Below are 16,835 nucleotides of genomic sequence, written 5' to 3' on the forward strand. Positions count from 1 at the left end.
GAAACAGGCTTTCTGTGGATAACTCTTTAAACACCAAGGTTTTAACCCTGCTATATCTTGAATTATCCTTAGTTATCCACAACTTATCCCATAATTCTTCTTATTCTCGCTAGGTTTATAATAAAGGTCATAGCTAGCATAAAGTCTAATAGTTGCCATTATTGATGAATTTATTGATGGATTCACATGAAACAATAGGCTTAAATAATATATTCTGCCTTTAACGGCAATAAAAAATGAAAAGAGGTTGATATGTTTACCGGAATTATAGAAAGCGTCGGCAAAGTAAAGTCTATGCAGCCGACTGGCGGTGATATCCGTCTAACGATAGAATCTGACGGTTTGGATTTTAGTGATGTAAAACTGGGAGATTCGATTGCTTCTAATGGCATTTGTTTGACCGTGGTCGAGTTTGGTAGTAATTACTACTCTGTTGATGTTTCACGTGAAACGATTGCTCGTACGGCTTTAGCGGAATTAAAGCCAGGTCATATTGTGAACCTAGAGAAAGCAATGCTGCCGACCACCCGTTTTGGTGGGCATATCGTCGCCGGTCACGTCGATGGGGTAGGTGTGGTCAGTAAGCTGCAAAAAGATGCGCGCTCTATTTATATCGAAGTTGAGATACCACACGAGCTGGCGCATTATACGGCGACCAAAGGTTCTATCACCCTTGATGGTATCAGCCTAACCACCAATTTAGTACGTGACAATATCGTTGCGCTGAATATCATTCCGCATACCGCGCAAGTGACCAATATAGCGCAGCATTGGTTGCTAGGAGCTAAGGTCAATGTAGAAGTGGATATCGTGGCGCGCTATTTAGAGCGTTTATTGAATAAATCGCAAGCAGATAGCTTAAATACAAGCAGTCCACAGAGCAAGATTACCGAGGCGTTTTTGGCAGATAATGGTTTTATGAAATAACGGCTAAAGTCTAAATTTATAACTGTCCTTCTGGTGATTTAGCTGTGATGCTGCTTTAATAAGGCTGGCAAACATTGCAAACGCATACTAGAGCGTGTCCTCAATTCAATCGATGGACATCTAAATGGTCTAAAAATGGCTAAATTTTGCCAAACTTCGTCAAATAGCTGGGTAATATCCCGATATTAACTGCACTATTTTCCTTGTTTGGCTACAATTTATCTCATTTTTATCACCGTTTTTAAAATGAGGACACGCCCTAGCTTTTAATGAACGTTTGCAAAATCTCTTGTAGTTTAAGTTTATTAATAGGCTTGGCTAAAAACTCATCCATGCCAACTTGCAAGCAGGCGCTGCGATCCTCTTCGGTATTATTTGCCGTCAGCGCCACGATAGGAATATCATCCCCTTGCGCACGAATAGCTTGGGTCGCTTGTAGTCCATCCATCACTGGCATCCGGCAGTCCATCAAAATAAGCGCAATTTCTTGGCGTTGTTCTTTTAACTTATCTAACGCTTGCTGCCCATCTTCTGCAACCACACTACGATAGCCAAGTTTCGCCAATATTTTACAGGCTATTTTTTGGTTGGTTAAACTGTCTTCTACCACTAAAATTAATGGCGCCAGAGTTTCGCTGCTAGCTTCATCTACAGCTGTGACTAATTGGCTACTATTTTCTTGGGTATTCTCTTGGGTGTCCTCTTCAATATTTTCTGGTTGTATCAAAGTTTGCCTAACAGCCAAGGTCAAACGCAGTAATTCAGAGAGTAACAATGCCACATCGATTGGCTTGTTTAAAAAGCCGTCACACCTATCTAATAGTATAGACGGAATACGGCGTTCAGCTTTCATGCTAACCAATATCTTTGGCAGCGCAGTATCAGCAAGCAAACTGTTTAAAGCCTGTTGTCTATCGATATAAACAGACAGTTCATCTTCCGCTTTTTTATGCAAAGCTGCTATATTTTCTGTGTTTATGCTTTTTATTTTTTCAAAGTCTATATCTTTATCACTGGCTAAGGCTTGATTGGAAAGCGCGATATTTACCTCTTCATAGTATTCATAATCTAGCAGCAAGATAGGGGCGAGGCTCTGCTTCTCTTTTGCTAACCTCTCTCTCAGTTGCTGTAGCGTGCTTCTGTCTATAAAAGTCGAGATGGTGGCTGGTATCGATAAATAGGCACATAAGCGGCGCAGATAGTCAGCTCGCAGCGGTTGTTTGATTACCGCAAGCAGATGAATCTGGGTCAGATGGGGATTAAGGTGGTAGACCGGCTGATAATTTGGCCGCTTGCAAGGCAGGTAAAGATTAAAAGTACTGCCTTTATTCACCGTGCTTTTTATTTCGATAAAACCACCCAGTAAGCGCGCAAAACTATTGGCGTTATTTAACCCGAGCCCTTTCTCAGTGCTGCTATGTTGAATGTAGTTAAGGTTCTGATTTTTGCTTGGATTATTTGCTTGATGGTTGTTTTGGCTGTTTTGGCTTTGGCGGTTATTTTGATTATTGTTCTGATTAAGATAAGTCAATAGTTGGTGTTGCTTTGCTATATCGATGCCTATACCGCTGTCTTTTATACTAAATCGAACCCAATCGTGTGCGGCATGACTGGCATTGTCGTTGTTGATGTCAGTGTTTTCAGGCGTGTTAGTATCTTTATTAACGTCTATCAAAGTTCGGTTTTTGATGGACAATACTTCTGTATTGCTCACCGTATCAATGGTCAATGCCACGTAGCCGGCCGTGGTGAATTTGACCGCATTGTCTAGTAAATTTCGTAATATTTGTTGCAGGCGTTTATGGTCGGTATCAATGCAACGCGGACTGTCCGGTGTAAAAAAGTAAAGCAGCTCTAGCCCTTGGTTTTTCGTCCTTTCTACGACTGATTGACTGACTTCTTGCCCAAGTTTATACAGGTCAACCGCCTCAATATTTAGGCGGGTTTTCCGCACCTCTATCTCACCGATATCTAGCATGTCATTAAGCATGGTAAGCATAGAATGACTGGTTTGAATTAAAATTGTGACAGTTTTATTTTGTTTAGCGGTTAAGGTGCTAGGGTCAATCGGCTCTAAGGTGTCAATCATCGCCTCTAACGGCAGGCGTAAATCGTGGCCCATCGTCGATTTAAGGGTATTAAACTCATCAAGTTGGCGTTGTAGCTGCTGGTTTCGTTGTTGTAAGTCCGCGCTTTGATTGACCATCTCATTGATATTATTCAGCAGTACTGTAAAGCCATGTACTTGCCCATGCTCACCAAACCACGGGGTAATATGCAACTGATAGGCTTTTTTATTATGTAATCCATACACCAATAAGGTACGAGTGACACGCAGCTCTACCAGTTTATATAATAGTGCCTGAGTTGTTTCGTCTTCTGCAAAGACAAAATCCGTCAATTGATAATTGCTATCGCTTTGAAAGGGCGTTGCAAATACTTGCTCAAAGCGCTGATTAAAAAAGCTGATTTGGCCATGTCTCATAATCATCAGCATGGGCAGCGGCGCATGATCAACCAAACGCTCGAGACGATGTTTCAGGGTGGTAATGCGTCGGTGATTATTATGCAGCTGATAACTGATGCGGCTAAGTGCGTGCCCTAAGCGCAAAAACTCAGCCGTGGTTTTATTTTCAATAAACGGCGGCGTGATGTAGGCATCTTTGGCATGGCTGCTTAACTCATCGGTATAAACGAGGAGCTGTTCCCAATTGGCACGGCGTTTGAGCGTATAGAGTAATGCCATGGTAAAAAACATGATGGCTATCATTAAAGGCAGCCAATAGCGATACGATATCCAATTGATATCGAGTGGCTTATGACGCAGGATGGTATAAATCTTATGACCACTTTCAAGCTCAATGGTGCCGATTAAGGCATTATTGTTTACCGTAGAGGCACTATAATGATTGCTACTAGAAGGCAGTGAAGCGATGACCTTGGGAAAGGCAATACCCCTAAACTCACGCTCATTAGGACGGGTATGACGATGAATATAAGTCTGTCCAGATGGCATCATAAAAATCAGCTGATAGCTGATGTCTTTTAGAAACGGCTTTTTTAAAATCTTTTTAATGTCAGTATTGTCAGGGTTGGCAAGCTCAGAAATCTCATACTGCAATGCATAAAAGCTCTCTATGCTGTCTTGCTTATTATCCTGCCTTATCTCATAAAACATGGTGAAGTAATACACTGACAACATCGCCAATAATGTCAGCGTATAAAAAATCAGCAAGCGTTGGAGAGACTGAAATTGTTGCATAAAAGCATGACCCTAAATCGACCGTAAGTCGGTGTGATGGCGCATCGTAAAATAATGATAAATCTGACAGATTTGCTTGCTATGGCTTATTTGATAAATAAGTAGCTGAGCCTGCTTACTATTATAGAGATAAATAGCACCATTAATAGCGCTGGATGGCTGCTATTACAATCATGGCACAACACCACAAACTCACCTATAATAGGCAAATTAACCATAAATAATGCCTGACTATGACCACACTTGCTGCACAATCTGATATATCTATTGACGCCAATCAACCTAAGCAAACTTTTATCACTGGGGCGCAGAGTGCCGCCAGCCCTTTAAGAGTGGTATTTGCTGGTACACCTGAGTTTGCTGCTGTCAGCCTTGAGTCGCTTATCAAGCAGCAAGATGCGTTGAATATAGATATCGTTGCGGTTTATACCCAGCCTGATCGCAAGGCAGGGCGCGGGCAAAAGTTATCAGCGTCTGCCGTCAAGCAAGTGGCATTGGCGCATGGTATTGCGGTTGAGCAGCCTCTCACCTTTAAAAAATCCAGCACAGAAGGTATGGCTGCACGTGAGAATTTACGTACTTATCAGCCAGATGTCATGATTGTCGCGGCTTATGGTCTGATTTTGCCGATTGGCGTATTGACCACGCCTACTTATGGCTGTCTAAATATTCATGCTTCGCTGTTGCCACGCTGGCGCGGTGCGGCGCCTATTCATCGTGCATTACTGGCGGGCGATTCTGAGACCGGCATTACTATTATGCAGATGGATAAGGGGCTTGATACCGGTGATATGCTCTACAAGGTCAGCGCGCCTATTGAAGCCAATGATACGGCTGCGAGCCTACATGATAAAATGGCTGAGCTTGGCGCTGCGGCAATTAAGACGGTATTAAAAGACTTAATGCATTATCAAGCGCAAGCAGTAGCCCAAGATGACAGCCAAGCCAATTATGCTGAAAAATTGGTCAAAACCGAAGGTGAAATCGACTGGACACAGTCTGCTACTAAGATTGAACGACAAATTCGTGGGCTGACGCCATGGCCAGGTGCTTATACTTTTTTAGCAGGGCAGCGGGTTAAAATTTTAGCCAGCTTACCTGTGAACCCATCACAGCAAACCAATGAGCCTGCTGGCACTGTCATCAGCGTCGGCCGCAAAGCGATACTGGTCGCTTGTGGCAAAGAAGATGAGACCAAACAAAAAAGCAATGAAGAATCAGCCAGTACTTTGGCTATTACCAACTTGCAATTCGCTGGTGGCAAGCCAATGACTGCTGAGCAAATCTGCCATGGTAATCAATTAAATGATGGCGACCAGTTTACGACCGATTCGAAATAACCTACGCCAAATTAAATCTGTATATTTTAATATCGGTAATTTAATACCAAATAATCCAACTTTTATCAGACGCGATCGACCAGACGTCAAGGAAATCCAATTTAATGAGACAAACCAACACTGCGCCAAGAAACAATAAGCTCAAACCATCAAGCAACCTTATTATGAATGGTAGCGTACGTGTACGGGTCATTCGCACTTTACTGGCCATTCAAAACGGTCAGTCGCTTGCCAGCGTTCTTGATCCGTTACTCAACAGTCTACATGATGGCGATAAAGGTTTTGCCCATGCGCTACTACTAACGACATTGCGTCAGTGGCACGCGCTGGCGCGTTTGCTCGATACCTTAGCTGACAACCCTATCGATGAAGTTGAAGTTCGTACCACCATTCAAGTGGGCTTAGTGCAGTTGCTGTATTTAGAAGTCGCTGACCATGCGGCGATTCATGAAACGGTTGAAGCGGCAAAAGAGATTGATTTTGCCCATGCAACAGGTTTGATTAATGCTATCTTGCGTAAAGTGGCTAAGAATCCAAGCAAATTTCGTAAGAAGTGCGATAAAAAGCATAGTCTACCGAATTGGCTCGCTTATCAGCTTAAGCAAGACTGGAGCGAGCAGTATGATGAGCTGACCCAAGGTTTGCGCCACGCGGCACCGATGTTTTTACGCGTAAACTCAGCGGTTAGCTCAGTAGAGGATTATCAGCAAGCACTTGATGGGGCAGAAATTGATGCAGACATCGTTGAGCTAACGACTGGTTTTAATTTAATGAACTCATCAGATACAGCTATAGCAACAACGCTATCCACCAAAGGTCTCCGGCTGCATCAAAGTACAGCCGTAAACGCTTTGCCTGATTTTGCTTTAGGAGTTGCCAGCGTACAAGACATGCATGCTCAACTTGCTGCGCCGATTATTAATAAAGCGTTAATGGCTAAAATAAGCGCTGATAAATCTAATACAGACATTGATTCAGAAGCCAATAATAATGAGCTGCATATCTTAGATGCTTGTGCGGCACCTGGTGGTAAATTGGCTCACTGGTTAGAGCTCATAAGCGCTAATAACGAATCATCGTTGTTTCACGTGAAACAAGATGATGCAGAAGCGACACCAGTAATTACTGATATCAAGGTAACGGCTATCGATAATGAAGCGCCGCGTATTGAGCGTATTCGTGAGAACTTACAGCGCTTAAATTTAAGTCAGCACGATTTGCAGAAGGCAGAGAAAAGTGTCGCACTGAATATTGTCTGTGCTGATGCCACCAGATGGCAGCATGGGAAAAATAAAAAAGCGGCTACCAATGAACCGGTATTTGATGCAATATTACTCGATTCTCCTTGTACCGCGACAGGTGTGATTCGCCGTCATCCTGATATCAGTATTTTGCGTACCGAAGAAGACGTTGAGCAAACCGCATTGTTGCAAGCCGATATTTTGCATAACTTGTGGCCACAATTGAAAGCGGGTGGTTATCTATTGTATGTGACCTGCTCTATCTTAAAGCAAGAAAACGTCGAGCAAATGCAGGATTTTATCAGTCATCATAATGATGCGGTAGCGATTGAGTTTACCGAAGACTGCAGTTGGGGTATCGCGCAAGCAATCGGGCGTCAGTGCTTGCCGATTGATAGCGAGAGTGGTGATGGTTTTTATTATGCATTGCTTCATAAGACAATGGCATAAAACTGCTGAATAAACCGTTTTAAATATTGAATAACCTCATTATAGACAGGACAATCTAATGAAATATATCAGTACCCGTGGTCAGACAGCGCCGATGGATTTTAGTGATGTGCTATTGATGGGTCTTGCGCCAGATGGCGGTTTGATACTGCCTGAGCACTATCCAAATATAGATAGCACGACCCTTGATGAATGGCGTACGCTCAGCTATCCACAGCTTGCCATGGCGATTATGCAGCGCTTTGCCACTGATATTCCTGCGGCTGATTTGCAAGATATCATCGAGCGTACTTATACCGCTGAGATATTTGGTTCTGATGAGATTGTCCCTGTCCGTAAGCTTGAAGATAATTTATATATTTTAGGACTATCAAACGGTCCGACATTGGCATTTAAAGACGTTGCCATGCAGTTCTTGGGCAATGCCTTTGAATACGTACTGAAAAGAAAAGACGCGCGTATTACTATTATTGGTGCGACCAGTGGCGACACGGGCAGCGCAGCAGAATATGCGCTACGTGGTAAAGACAATATCGAAGTCTTTATGCTGTCACCGCACGGCAAAATGAGCGAATTCCAGCGCGCGCAAATGTATAGCTTGAACGATGATAATATCCATAATATCGCCATCGATGGCATGTTTGATGATTGCCAAGATATCGTCAAAGCGCTGCAACAAGATGCCGAATTTAAAGCGGCTTATAACCTCGGTACGGTTAACTCTATTAACTGGGGTCGTATCCTTGCGCAAATCGTTTATTACTTTAAAGCTTATTTTGCCGTTACTACGAGCAATGACGAAAAAGTCAGCTTTAGCGTCCCATCAGGTAATTTTGGTAATATTTGCGCCGGTCATATTGCTCGCGAAATGGGACTGCCAGTTGACCGTTTAATCGTCGCTACCAACGAAAACGATGTACTAAACGACTTCTTTAATCAAGGTGCTTATCAGCCGCGTCCGACCGATAAAACTTACGTGACTTCTAGCCCGTCAATGGATATCTCTAAAGCCTCTAACTTTGAGCGCTTTGTCTATCTACTACTCGACAAAGACAGCGCCCGTGTCAGCGAGTTATTTGAAGGGGTGAAATCCGGTCAAGGTTTTGATTTGTCTGACTTGATGGAGGCGGTTAATACGCGTTATGGCTTTGCTGCGGGTAAATCGACCCATAGTGACCGCTTACAAACGATTAAAGCACTTTATGAGCAGCATGGTGAGTTGGTGGATCCGCACACAGCCGACGGTATTAAAGTCGCTAAAGAATTACAGCGCGAAGGTGAAGTGATAGTTTGTGCAGAAACAGCATTACCGGTTAAGTTTGCCGATACGATTGTCGAAGCTATTGGTTCAATAGAGATTGCTCGCCCTGCTCATACCGAAGGCTTAGAGGACTTACCGCAGCATGTGGTGGTGCTAGATAACAAGGCTGAACTGGTCGCTGAGCAAATCCGTCAGCACGTGACGCCAAATCTTGCGTAGGTAGCTTATTTATATAAAGTATTCATTGAAATTAATATCCAATTAAAGGTTACGCTATTGTAATAAAGTGTTTATGATTGTGTTATGGTAGATATAATTGTAATATTAGAAACAGCGTCGGCGAGTCATCATCATGCTCGGCGCTTTTTTAGCAATCAAACCCGTCAATCATATCAGTCGACAACACTGAACAGCTGCTCTAGAAGCTTTATGATGGTGATACTTAAGCCTTTTATGTTTTTATTTTCTAATCGTTATTTAATGACTAGAATGAGATTTTAAACCTAAGTAATAGACTTAAGTAGACCAGATTCGACGCTAATAGCGCTACATATTGTGGATATAACAATGAAGATGAGCTTAAAAAATATAGCAAAAGCACTATTGGTGACGACATTTAGTGGTGCAATGCTGATGACCACTGCCCACGCTAATAATCCACCGCCGACCATTAAAGCGGACGCACCCAATCGCTATATCGTCAAAAAAGGCGATACGTTGTGGGATATCTCAGGTCGCTATTTAGACAGCCCTTGGCGCTGGAAAGAGATTTGGGCGACCAATAAGCAAATCAAAAATCCCAACCTTATTTATCCTAATGACATTCTTATTTTATGTGTGATACAAGGTAAAACTTTAATTGGCGTTGATACAGGCGAGGGCTGTGCGGGCGTTGAAAAGCAGTTGACGGGTAATGTAGTGTCTAGCACAGTTTCGGTCACTTCGACCGCTAATAGTATTCCGCCTATTCCATGGTCTGCGATTCAGCATTGGCTCGATAAGACCATTATTGTTAATCCAGCAGATTTTAATACCACGCCCTATATTTTAGCTTCTAAAAAAGGCAATTTAATTACGGCAAGCGGCGATAAAGTCTATGCTAAAGGCGTACCACTTATCGTTGGACAGCGTTATGGTATTTACCGTGAAGGCGAGAAGTATGTCGAGCCTAAAACGCAAAAAATCATCGGTTTAGAAGTCACCCAAGTTGCTACCGGTTTGGTCACGTCTACAGAAACCAATGGTGTGACTAGCTTGCAGCTGATTGACAGTTATGGCAAAGAAGTCCGTGAAGGCGATCGCGTTTTTGTAGAATTAAACAATTCTATCCCGCCGGTATTTTATCCAACGCCTGCCACCGTCAACCGTGGCGGTATGATTGTCCGCGTCATGGATTCTATCAGCTCAGCCGCTAAAGGCAGCGTGGTTGCTATCAATCTAGGTAGCACGCACGGCGCTAAACCTGGTGATGTGTTGACCGTTTATCAAAAAGGCGCGGTCATACGCGATATCAAGGACAACGATACCCCAGTACGTTTGCCAAGTGAGCCTAGTGGTATGGTGATGGTGTTTAATACCTTTGATAATATCAGCTATGCGTATGTGCTTGACTCTGAGCTACCGCTCAACGTCGGTGATCAGCTCTTACCACCGCCTTACTTATAATTGACTTGAGCCTCTATTGAGTCATTATCCCCGTCAGTTACTATGAGTTAAGCGCTTATGACCGTGACCGCAGTCTCCTCTCTTTTATCCGATGAGCAGCGCGCAGTATTGGCGCTGTGGACTGAGGTGAATGCGTCATTATCGGCTTATGATAAGCTGGTTACTTCTTTTGGTAATGCCGAGCTTGCTTGGTGTGCCAAAGTAGAGGCATGGCGGCAGCTTGGCATTCATAGTATGCATCTTAAGCGTCACGAACAGCCAGAGCAAACGCAAGCCACTATCGATACCATCCAACAGGCATTGCTAGATAACAAATACGGTCTGCTATTTGCCGATCAGTCAGACTATCCTCCGCAGTTACTAGACATCTATGACCCACCGCCTTTATTGTTTTATCGTGGCGATAAAGCACGTTTGCAACAAGCGCAAATCGCCATCGTTGGGAGCCGAAAACCTACCACTCATGCCCAAAAAATCACCTTTGATATGGCGCAATATTTAGCGCAAGCCGGTTATATCATCACTAGCGGCCTTGCTATGGGTGTCGATAAGCGTGCACATTTAGGTGCTTTGGCTCAAGTTGATGCGGAATATCAAGGTCGTACGGTCGGCGTGATGGGTACAGGGATTGATGTCAATTATCCCAATCATCATGACAAGTTATTTAGCCAGATTATCGAGCAAGGTGGCTGTATCATCAGCGAGCTGCTACCGCATACGCAGCCACATAAGCATACCTTTCCACGCCGTAATCGCTTAGTTGCAGGACTCAGCCTCGCGACGATTGTCACTGAAGCAACGATTCAAAGTGGTTCGCTCATTACTGCGCGCCTAACCTCTGAGCAAGGCAAGCAAGTCTTTGCGATTCCAAGTCATATCGATAATAATAATGCTGCAGGTTGTCATCACTTGATACGTGAGGGCGCAACTTTAATTTATCATCCACAGCAAGTCCTCGAAGATATTAACAGTCAATTAGGCTATCAAAGCCGTAACTACAATTCATCGGATAACGCAGAACTTAATATTGAGCAAGCAAATCTTAGCCAAAGCTCTAATCCTCTAAATACAAACAGAACCTCTAGCACCACTATTGGTCACGCGCCGCAGTCTAATCTCAAATCTTCTTCCAATGCTATCGTTATTCCCGAGCATTTAACGCAGGTTTATGAGCAGCTTGACTGGCATGGACAAGATTTGGATGCATTATTAATCACTACTAACCTGACACCACCGCAATTGATTGGGCAACTTATGGAGCTTGAATTGTTAGGGGTTATCAGCGTGCAAGGTGGGCGTTATTTGCGGGTTTAGAGTTATGTTTTCTTTACTGTTAAGCTCCTCTATTTGCTAGTTTTTGAGTCTTTAGCCGAAAAGATTTTGGCAGTTTTAAACGCTACTTTTCGAGTCTTTCCGTGTCCTGTGTTATTATAAATGCTTAAATCTCTATCCTCTCGAAGCATTTAAACCATGAAAGAATCCCTGTCATTTATTACTCATTCTGTCGTTCAAGCTGCTCAGTGGCTAAAAGAAGGCGAGTTACTTGCTTATCCAACCGAAAGCGTCTGGGGTATCGGCTGTGATGCTTATGATAAAGCAGCAGTCCAGCGTATTTTAGATATTAAGCAGCGTCCACAAGCAAAGGGCATGATTGTGATTACTGATAGTGCAGAGCGTTTAGCGCCTTTATTAGATGCTTTAAAAGATCGTCAGCGCCAGCAAATCATCAAGAGTTGGCAGGCAGATAGTGACAATATAGCGCTACAATGCAAGCAAGCCCATACATGGTTATTGCCCATTCCGAGCACACTTACCACAACCATTCCTTCTTGGATAACGGGCCAACATCAGACTGTCGCGGTTAGAGTTATCGCCCATCCTACTATTCGTCAGTTGTGCCAGCAGATGGTTAGTGCTGATAACCCATTTGGGTTATTGGTTTCCACAAGTTGCAACCCGTCTGGTCATCAGCCTGCCAGTACCTTTGATGAAGCCTATGCTTATTTCGGCGAGCAAATAAGCTACTTGCAGACTGAAACGTTAGGTTATACGTTACCGAGCCAAATCCGTGATGCCACCACAGGTCTAATCGTTCGTTAGGGGGTAGCAATCATTCAAACAGACAGTATTACTACTTAGTTTCACTATTGACAGAAATAAAAGAATAGCGCACTATGAGTCAAGAAGGCAGTTATAAATTATAGAAAATATTGAGTAGATATCAATCATGAAACTAAATCCTGTGACCGAAAAGTTTATCTTACATTGGGGCGAAATGGGTTCGCAATGGGGCGTTAATCGTACCATGTCACAAATTCATGCATTGTTATATATCATCGGTAAGCCGTTAGATGCTGAAGAAATTACCGAAACCCTTGGTGTTGCTCGCTCTAATGTCTCAAACAGTATTAGAGAATTACAAAATTGGGGATTGGTACAAAAGGTTTCGATATTGGGCGACAGGCGTGATCATTTTACGACCAATACAGATGTTTGGGAGCTCGCACGTATCATTGTAGTTGAACGCCAAAAGCGTGAGCTGGATCCAACAGTACAGTTTTTACAAGAACTGATAGATAGTCCTGAGTTTGAACATGAAAATAGCGAAGTAAAAGCACGTATTCGTGATACCCAAGAATTCGTTGATACAGTCATCACTTGGTCATCTGAGATGCTTAGACTACCGACTAACGCCCTTAAAAAAGTTTTGAAACTAGGCGCGAGTATAAAAAAGGTTCTAGGGTAATCTAACTATGTAAAAATAAAAAATTTTCAGTATGTGTTTCTGTTTTGACAGAAATTAATGTAAGTATGTAAGGCTTATATAAACCCCCTTTATTAGCAGTAATGACAAATGGATGTGTGAAATGAAAGCAAATAAAACACATAGTAATAAAGAGCAATCGATCAAAAATGCTGTTAGATCAGTAGAGTGGCAAGACTTACGCCAACTGACTCGCGGCCAAATTGCTTACAACCTCATTTTGCCTTATCCGTTTTTATTGCTGTCGTGGTGGTTTGCCAGTCAATCTTGGTATGTAATGGCGTGCGTCGCGTCGTATCTATTTTTTGCTGCGGCCTTTCGCCAAGCTCACGATGGCTATCATCATAGCTTAGGTACGGGTAAACGTACGACTACCGCCATATTGCTGTTGCTTAGTGTGCTATTGATGACCAGCTTGCATAGCATTCGAGCTACTCATATGGCGCATCATCGTGACCCTCTAGGCGATAGTGATATTGAGGGCAGTTTGGCAAAAGTGTCATGGTGGCAAGCGATGTTAGGCGGCATAACCTATCGGCTCAATATCTATCGTCAAGGATTGCGTCTAAGCAGCCGTCGCAATCAAAACTTGGCTTGGTTAGAGTTTGGCTTAATTGCTTTAGCCGTCTTAGTTGCCCTTGTATTGACCGCGCTTACTATCCCAACTCTTGCTATGTTAGCGCAAGTGTTGATGTATCACCTACTGACCATGATGTTGGCGAATGCTAGTGTTGGAATCATTGCTGTTTGGGGTGTGCATCATGATTGTGATGAAACGATAGCCCGCACTGAGCGTAACCCATTGGTCAATATATTGACTTTTAACTTACTCTATCACGTAGAGCATCATCTATTTCCTGCTGTGCCATCCAATCATTTACCTGAGCTAGCCAAGCGTTTAGATGCAGTAGCGCCACACCTAACCAAGCAGCATGTATTGCCCAATATATCTGCTGTTATGAACTTTATAAATAATAGATGGAACAAACTAAAAGATAATTATCACCATAGCAACGATAAGAACGGGTGTCCTATTCGTAAGCGTTTTGCATAATAGGCAGGCTATATAAAACTGAGATAATTAATTATCTATCAATTATTCATAATGAATTCACCACCCACTACCGTAGCCATATTTATACTAAGTTAATCATTAACTTTTATAGGATAAATATAATGAAAATGAATGACAGGGTTGATGCTTATCCTTATTTACAAGTCATTATCTTATTTGCAGGGATTGGTAGTGTTATTGGTGGGCTAATTGTAGAGTTGTGCGTTTTATTGATATTTAGAAAAGTATACGTACATCTTTTTTAATTGGATTTATGACATCCGAATTTTACATGGGCTCAATTGTCATCTATTTAGGCATAAATTCATGGATGGAAATGGGAGTTTCGTTCGCTTTTATGTTTATCGTAGGTCTGTTCGGCGCTGTGAATGCTACTATCGCCAGCTGTATGGCTTTACCAAAAGTATGTAAAAGTGGTTTTGATATAACATCCGAAAAGGAAGAGGATAGTTACAAAGGATTAATTTTAATTGAATGATAAGCAAAAAATACAGGGAGTAGGGCATGAATATTCTAATCAGTGGTGGCTCAGGATTCTTAGGTAGCGCGTTCAGTGAAGCCCTTATCAAGCGCTATCGAAGTGAGAATAAGGAAGTGCATATTACGTGGCTGACCCGTGATAGTAGTCAGCCACATCCTGTCGATATTAAGATGATGACTTATGATGAGCTGACGAAATCTAATCAGAGCTTTGATGTCATTTTAAATCTAGCGGGCGCAGGGATTGCGGATAAGCGTTGGAGCGCTGCACGTAAAGAGCAACTGCTTGCCAGCCGTGTACAGCCTACCGAAGCGTTACTTGCTTTTATAGCGCGTAGTAGCACTAAACCTAAGCTGTTGGTTAGCGGTTCAGCGATTGGTTGGTATGGCGCTCAAGGTGATAAGCCTTTAATTGAGAGCGGTGACTTTAACACTGATTTTTCGCATAAATTATGTGACGATTGGGAACAGTTAGCATTGAAAGCTACCGATTATGGCGTTCCTGTTGCTATCGTGCGCACTGGTGTCGTTATTCATCCTGAGGGCGGCATGGTTAGTAAGTTATTAACACCCTTTAAAATGGGCGTTGGCGGTCAATTGGCTGATGGTAAGCAAATCATGAGTTGGATCAGCCGTGAAGATTGTGTAAGGGCAGTTATTTTTATCATCGAGCAGCATCTTACGGGTCAGCAGCAAGCTCAGTTAAATAATACCGGCAATACTTTAAACACAGCAAGCGATACGCCAGCCGTGGTCTATAACTTAACCGCGCCTAACCCTGTGACCAATCGTACTTTTACCAAGACGCTTGGCGCGTGGCTGCATCGTCCGACGTTTTTTACTTTACCAAAATTTTTATTAAAATTGATGTTTGGTGAGATGTCGACGTTGCTGATTGATGGGCAAAAAGTATTGCCACAAGCGCTACTCAATGCAGATTTTAAATTCAAACAGCCAACCCTTAAACAAGCGTTAGAGCAGCAAGTATAAGCAGCAACTATAAAAAGTGAGTAGCGAAAAAATTATCTCTTAAATGTAAGGGGTATCAACTTACATAATGGATTGTTTCATGTGAAACAATCTGCGCCTTAAAATAAGCTGACTTTTCGATAAACGTTTTGTATAACTGTGATTTCTTTTAAAACCTTTATACAGTTTCAATAAAAAATGATGCTGTCTATAACAGGTAAGAATATTGGCGTACTATAAGCCGGTCTTTGTCTGATTCAATTTTATTATGTGGCTTTTTATCATCCTTACCCAGCTGCTCGCGATGATGAGTAGCGAGATATTGTACTGGTTCATCAAACCGAAACGGCGCTTGGCTAAGACAGCTTTAGTCTTAAGCGTTTTTGTCATTAATAATGCTTTTCTTATTTACGGACTGAGTGAGTTTTGGCACGAGCGCTTCCATGTCTACTTGGTTGTCAGTATTTTACAAGGTTTTATGTTCTATGCAGGCTTAATAACCGCTGTCATTACCCTAGTTTATGTCTATATCCTGAAGAAAAAATACCATCCAATTATCATGAGAGCCGTTGCTGCTGTGGTTTATGCTGGTCTTGTGGGTTTAGCAGTATTTAATGCTTATTCGCCTGTCGTACATCACTTGGAAGTAACGACAGATAAGCCACTCAATAAACCAATGCAGATAGCTTTGGTGTCTGATACTCATTTGGGTAGATGGTTTGGCAATCGGCAGATAGATAAGATGGTCAAGCTGATAGATGCCCAAAGTCCAGATGTGGTGGTTATCGCGGGCGATGTCATGAACGATTCCACGGCTGCTTATGACAATACCAATATGCATGAGCATTTATCAAAACTAAGAGCGCCACTCGGTGTCTATGCTACTTTGGGTAATCACGATTATTCAGGTAATCAAGTTGCTATTGCTAATAGCAGTCGAGCGGGCAGGTATTCAAGTGATTGATAATAAAAGTGTCTGGTTGGATGACTCAGTCTTGCTGATAGGGCGTTCGGATGAAACCGATCCTGCACGCCCTGCCGCCACAGATTTACTTAGTGAAGTGAGGGCGGATAAACCGGTGATATTTTTAGAGCATAGCCCTGCCGATTTAGCACAAATCAAAGGTTTGCCCATTGATTTACATTTATCAGGGCATACCCATGGTGGGCAGATATTTCCTTTAACGACATTGCTAAAATGGTTCACGCCACTGGTTTATGGCGCCAAACAACTAGAAGGCACGCAGTTTTTGGTGACTTCAGGTTATGGTATCGGCGCGGTGCCATTTAGATTGGGTACGCGTTCTGAGATTTGGCTAATTACTTTGACAGGTCAAGCTTATTCATAGTAGCTGATTCATAGTAACTGATTCATAGTAACTAGCCGTTATGGTTATCCGT

At 42.7% G+C, this 16,835-nt stretch carries 13 protein-coding genes; 12 read left to right on the plus strand and 1 reads right to left on the minus strand.

Features of this window, described 5'->3' with window-relative positions; all coding sequences use genetic code 11:
* Window positions 1-252 precede the first annotated feature (252 nt).
* Window positions 253-927, plus strand: a complete 675-nt coding sequence (locus JMX50_RS12110) for a riboflavin synthase (protein ID WP_201629751.1) — start codon at window positions 253-255, stop codon at window positions 925-927.
* Window positions 928-1,186: 259 nt separating this feature from the next.
* Here the strand turns inward: JMX50_RS12110 and JMX50_RS12115 are convergent, their stop codons facing one another.
* The gene (locus JMX50_RS12115) at window positions 1,187-4,189 is read right to left on the minus strand and encodes a response regulator (protein WP_201629752.1); all 3,003 of its coding nucleotides are present in this window, start codon (window positions 4,187-4,189) and stop codon (window positions 1,187-1,189) included.
* A 233-nt stretch (window positions 4,190-4,422) separates the two neighbouring features.
* Between JMX50_RS12115 and fmt the strand changes: the two genes are divergently transcribed.
* The 11 genes from fmt to JMX50_RS13230 all read left to right on the plus strand — a co-directional run bounded on the left by fmt (window position 4,423) and on the right by JMX50_RS13230 (window position 16,783).
* Entirely contained in the window at window positions 4,423-5,529 is a 1,107-nt protein-coding gene (gene fmt, locus JMX50_RS12120; RefSeq protein WP_201629754.1) for a methionyl-tRNA formyltransferase, read from the plus strand.
* A 104-nt stretch (window positions 5,530-5,633) separates the two neighbouring features.
* Entirely contained in the window at window positions 5,634-7,220 is a 1,587-nt protein-coding gene (locus tag JMX50_RS12125; protein ID WP_201629756.1) for a transcription antitermination factor NusB, read from the plus strand.
* Between the two features lie 58 nt (window positions 7,221-7,278).
* Window positions 7,279-8,700: a threonine synthase gene (gene thrC, locus JMX50_RS12130; protein ID WP_201629758.1), complete on the plus strand. Its 1,422-nt coding sequence runs from the start codon at window positions 7,279-7,281 to the stop codon at window positions 8,698-8,700.
* Window positions 8,701-9,048: 348 nt separating this feature from the next.
* On the plus strand, window positions 9,049-10,146 hold the full coding sequence (locus JMX50_RS12135) for a LysM peptidoglycan-binding domain-containing protein (RefSeq protein WP_201563847.1): 1,098 nt from the start codon (window positions 9,049-9,051) through the stop codon (window positions 10,144-10,146).
* Window positions 10,147-10,203: 57 nt separating this feature from the next.
* Entirely contained in the window at window positions 10,204-11,460 is a 1,257-nt protein-coding gene (gene dprA, locus JMX50_RS12140; RefSeq protein WP_201629767.1) for a DNA-processing protein DprA, read from the plus strand.
* Between the two features lie 156 nt (window positions 11,461-11,616).
* Window positions 11,617-12,246: an L-threonylcarbamoyladenylate synthase gene (locus JMX50_RS12145; RefSeq protein WP_201629772.1), complete on the plus strand. Its 630-nt coding sequence runs from the start codon at window positions 11,617-11,619 to the stop codon at window positions 12,244-12,246.
* A gap of 127 nt (window positions 12,247-12,373) precedes the next feature.
* A complete protein-coding gene (locus tag JMX50_RS12150; protein WP_201629780.1) occupies window positions 12,374-12,892 on the plus strand; it encodes a GbsR/MarR family transcriptional regulator in 519 nt (172 codons plus the stop codon).
* 121 nt (window positions 12,893-13,013) lie between these two features.
* A complete protein-coding gene (locus JMX50_RS12155) occupies window positions 13,014-13,964 on the plus strand; it encodes a fatty acid desaturase family protein (RefSeq protein WP_201629782.1) in 951 nt (316 codons plus the stop codon).
* A 525-nt stretch (window positions 13,965-14,489) separates the two neighbouring features.
* Window positions 14,490-15,455 (plus strand): epimerase, encoded by a 966-nt coding sequence (locus JMX50_RS12160; protein ID WP_201629784.1) that lies wholly within the window; start codon window positions 14,490-14,492, stop codon window positions 15,453-15,455.
* A 247-nt stretch (window positions 15,456-15,702) separates the two neighbouring features.
* Window positions 15,703-16,398 carry a metallophosphoesterase gene (locus tag JMX50_RS13225; RefSeq protein WP_227671049.1) on the plus strand — a complete coding sequence of 232 codons (696 nt, stop codon included), beginning with the start codon at window positions 15,703-15,705 and terminating at the stop codon, window positions 16,396-16,398.
* Window positions 16,391-16,783, plus strand: a complete 393-nt coding sequence (locus tag JMX50_RS13230; RefSeq protein ID WP_227671050.1) for a hypothetical protein — start codon at window positions 16,391-16,393, stop codon at window positions 16,781-16,783. Before JMX50_RS13225 ends, JMX50_RS13230 begins: the two co-directional genes overlap by 8 nt.
* Window positions 16,784-16,835: the final 52 nt, after the last annotated feature.

The organism is Psychrobacter maritimus (assembly GCF_904846345.1).
Taxonomy (GTDB): Bacteria; Pseudomonadota; Gammaproteobacteria; order Pseudomonadales; family Moraxellaceae; genus Psychrobacter; species Psychrobacter maritimus.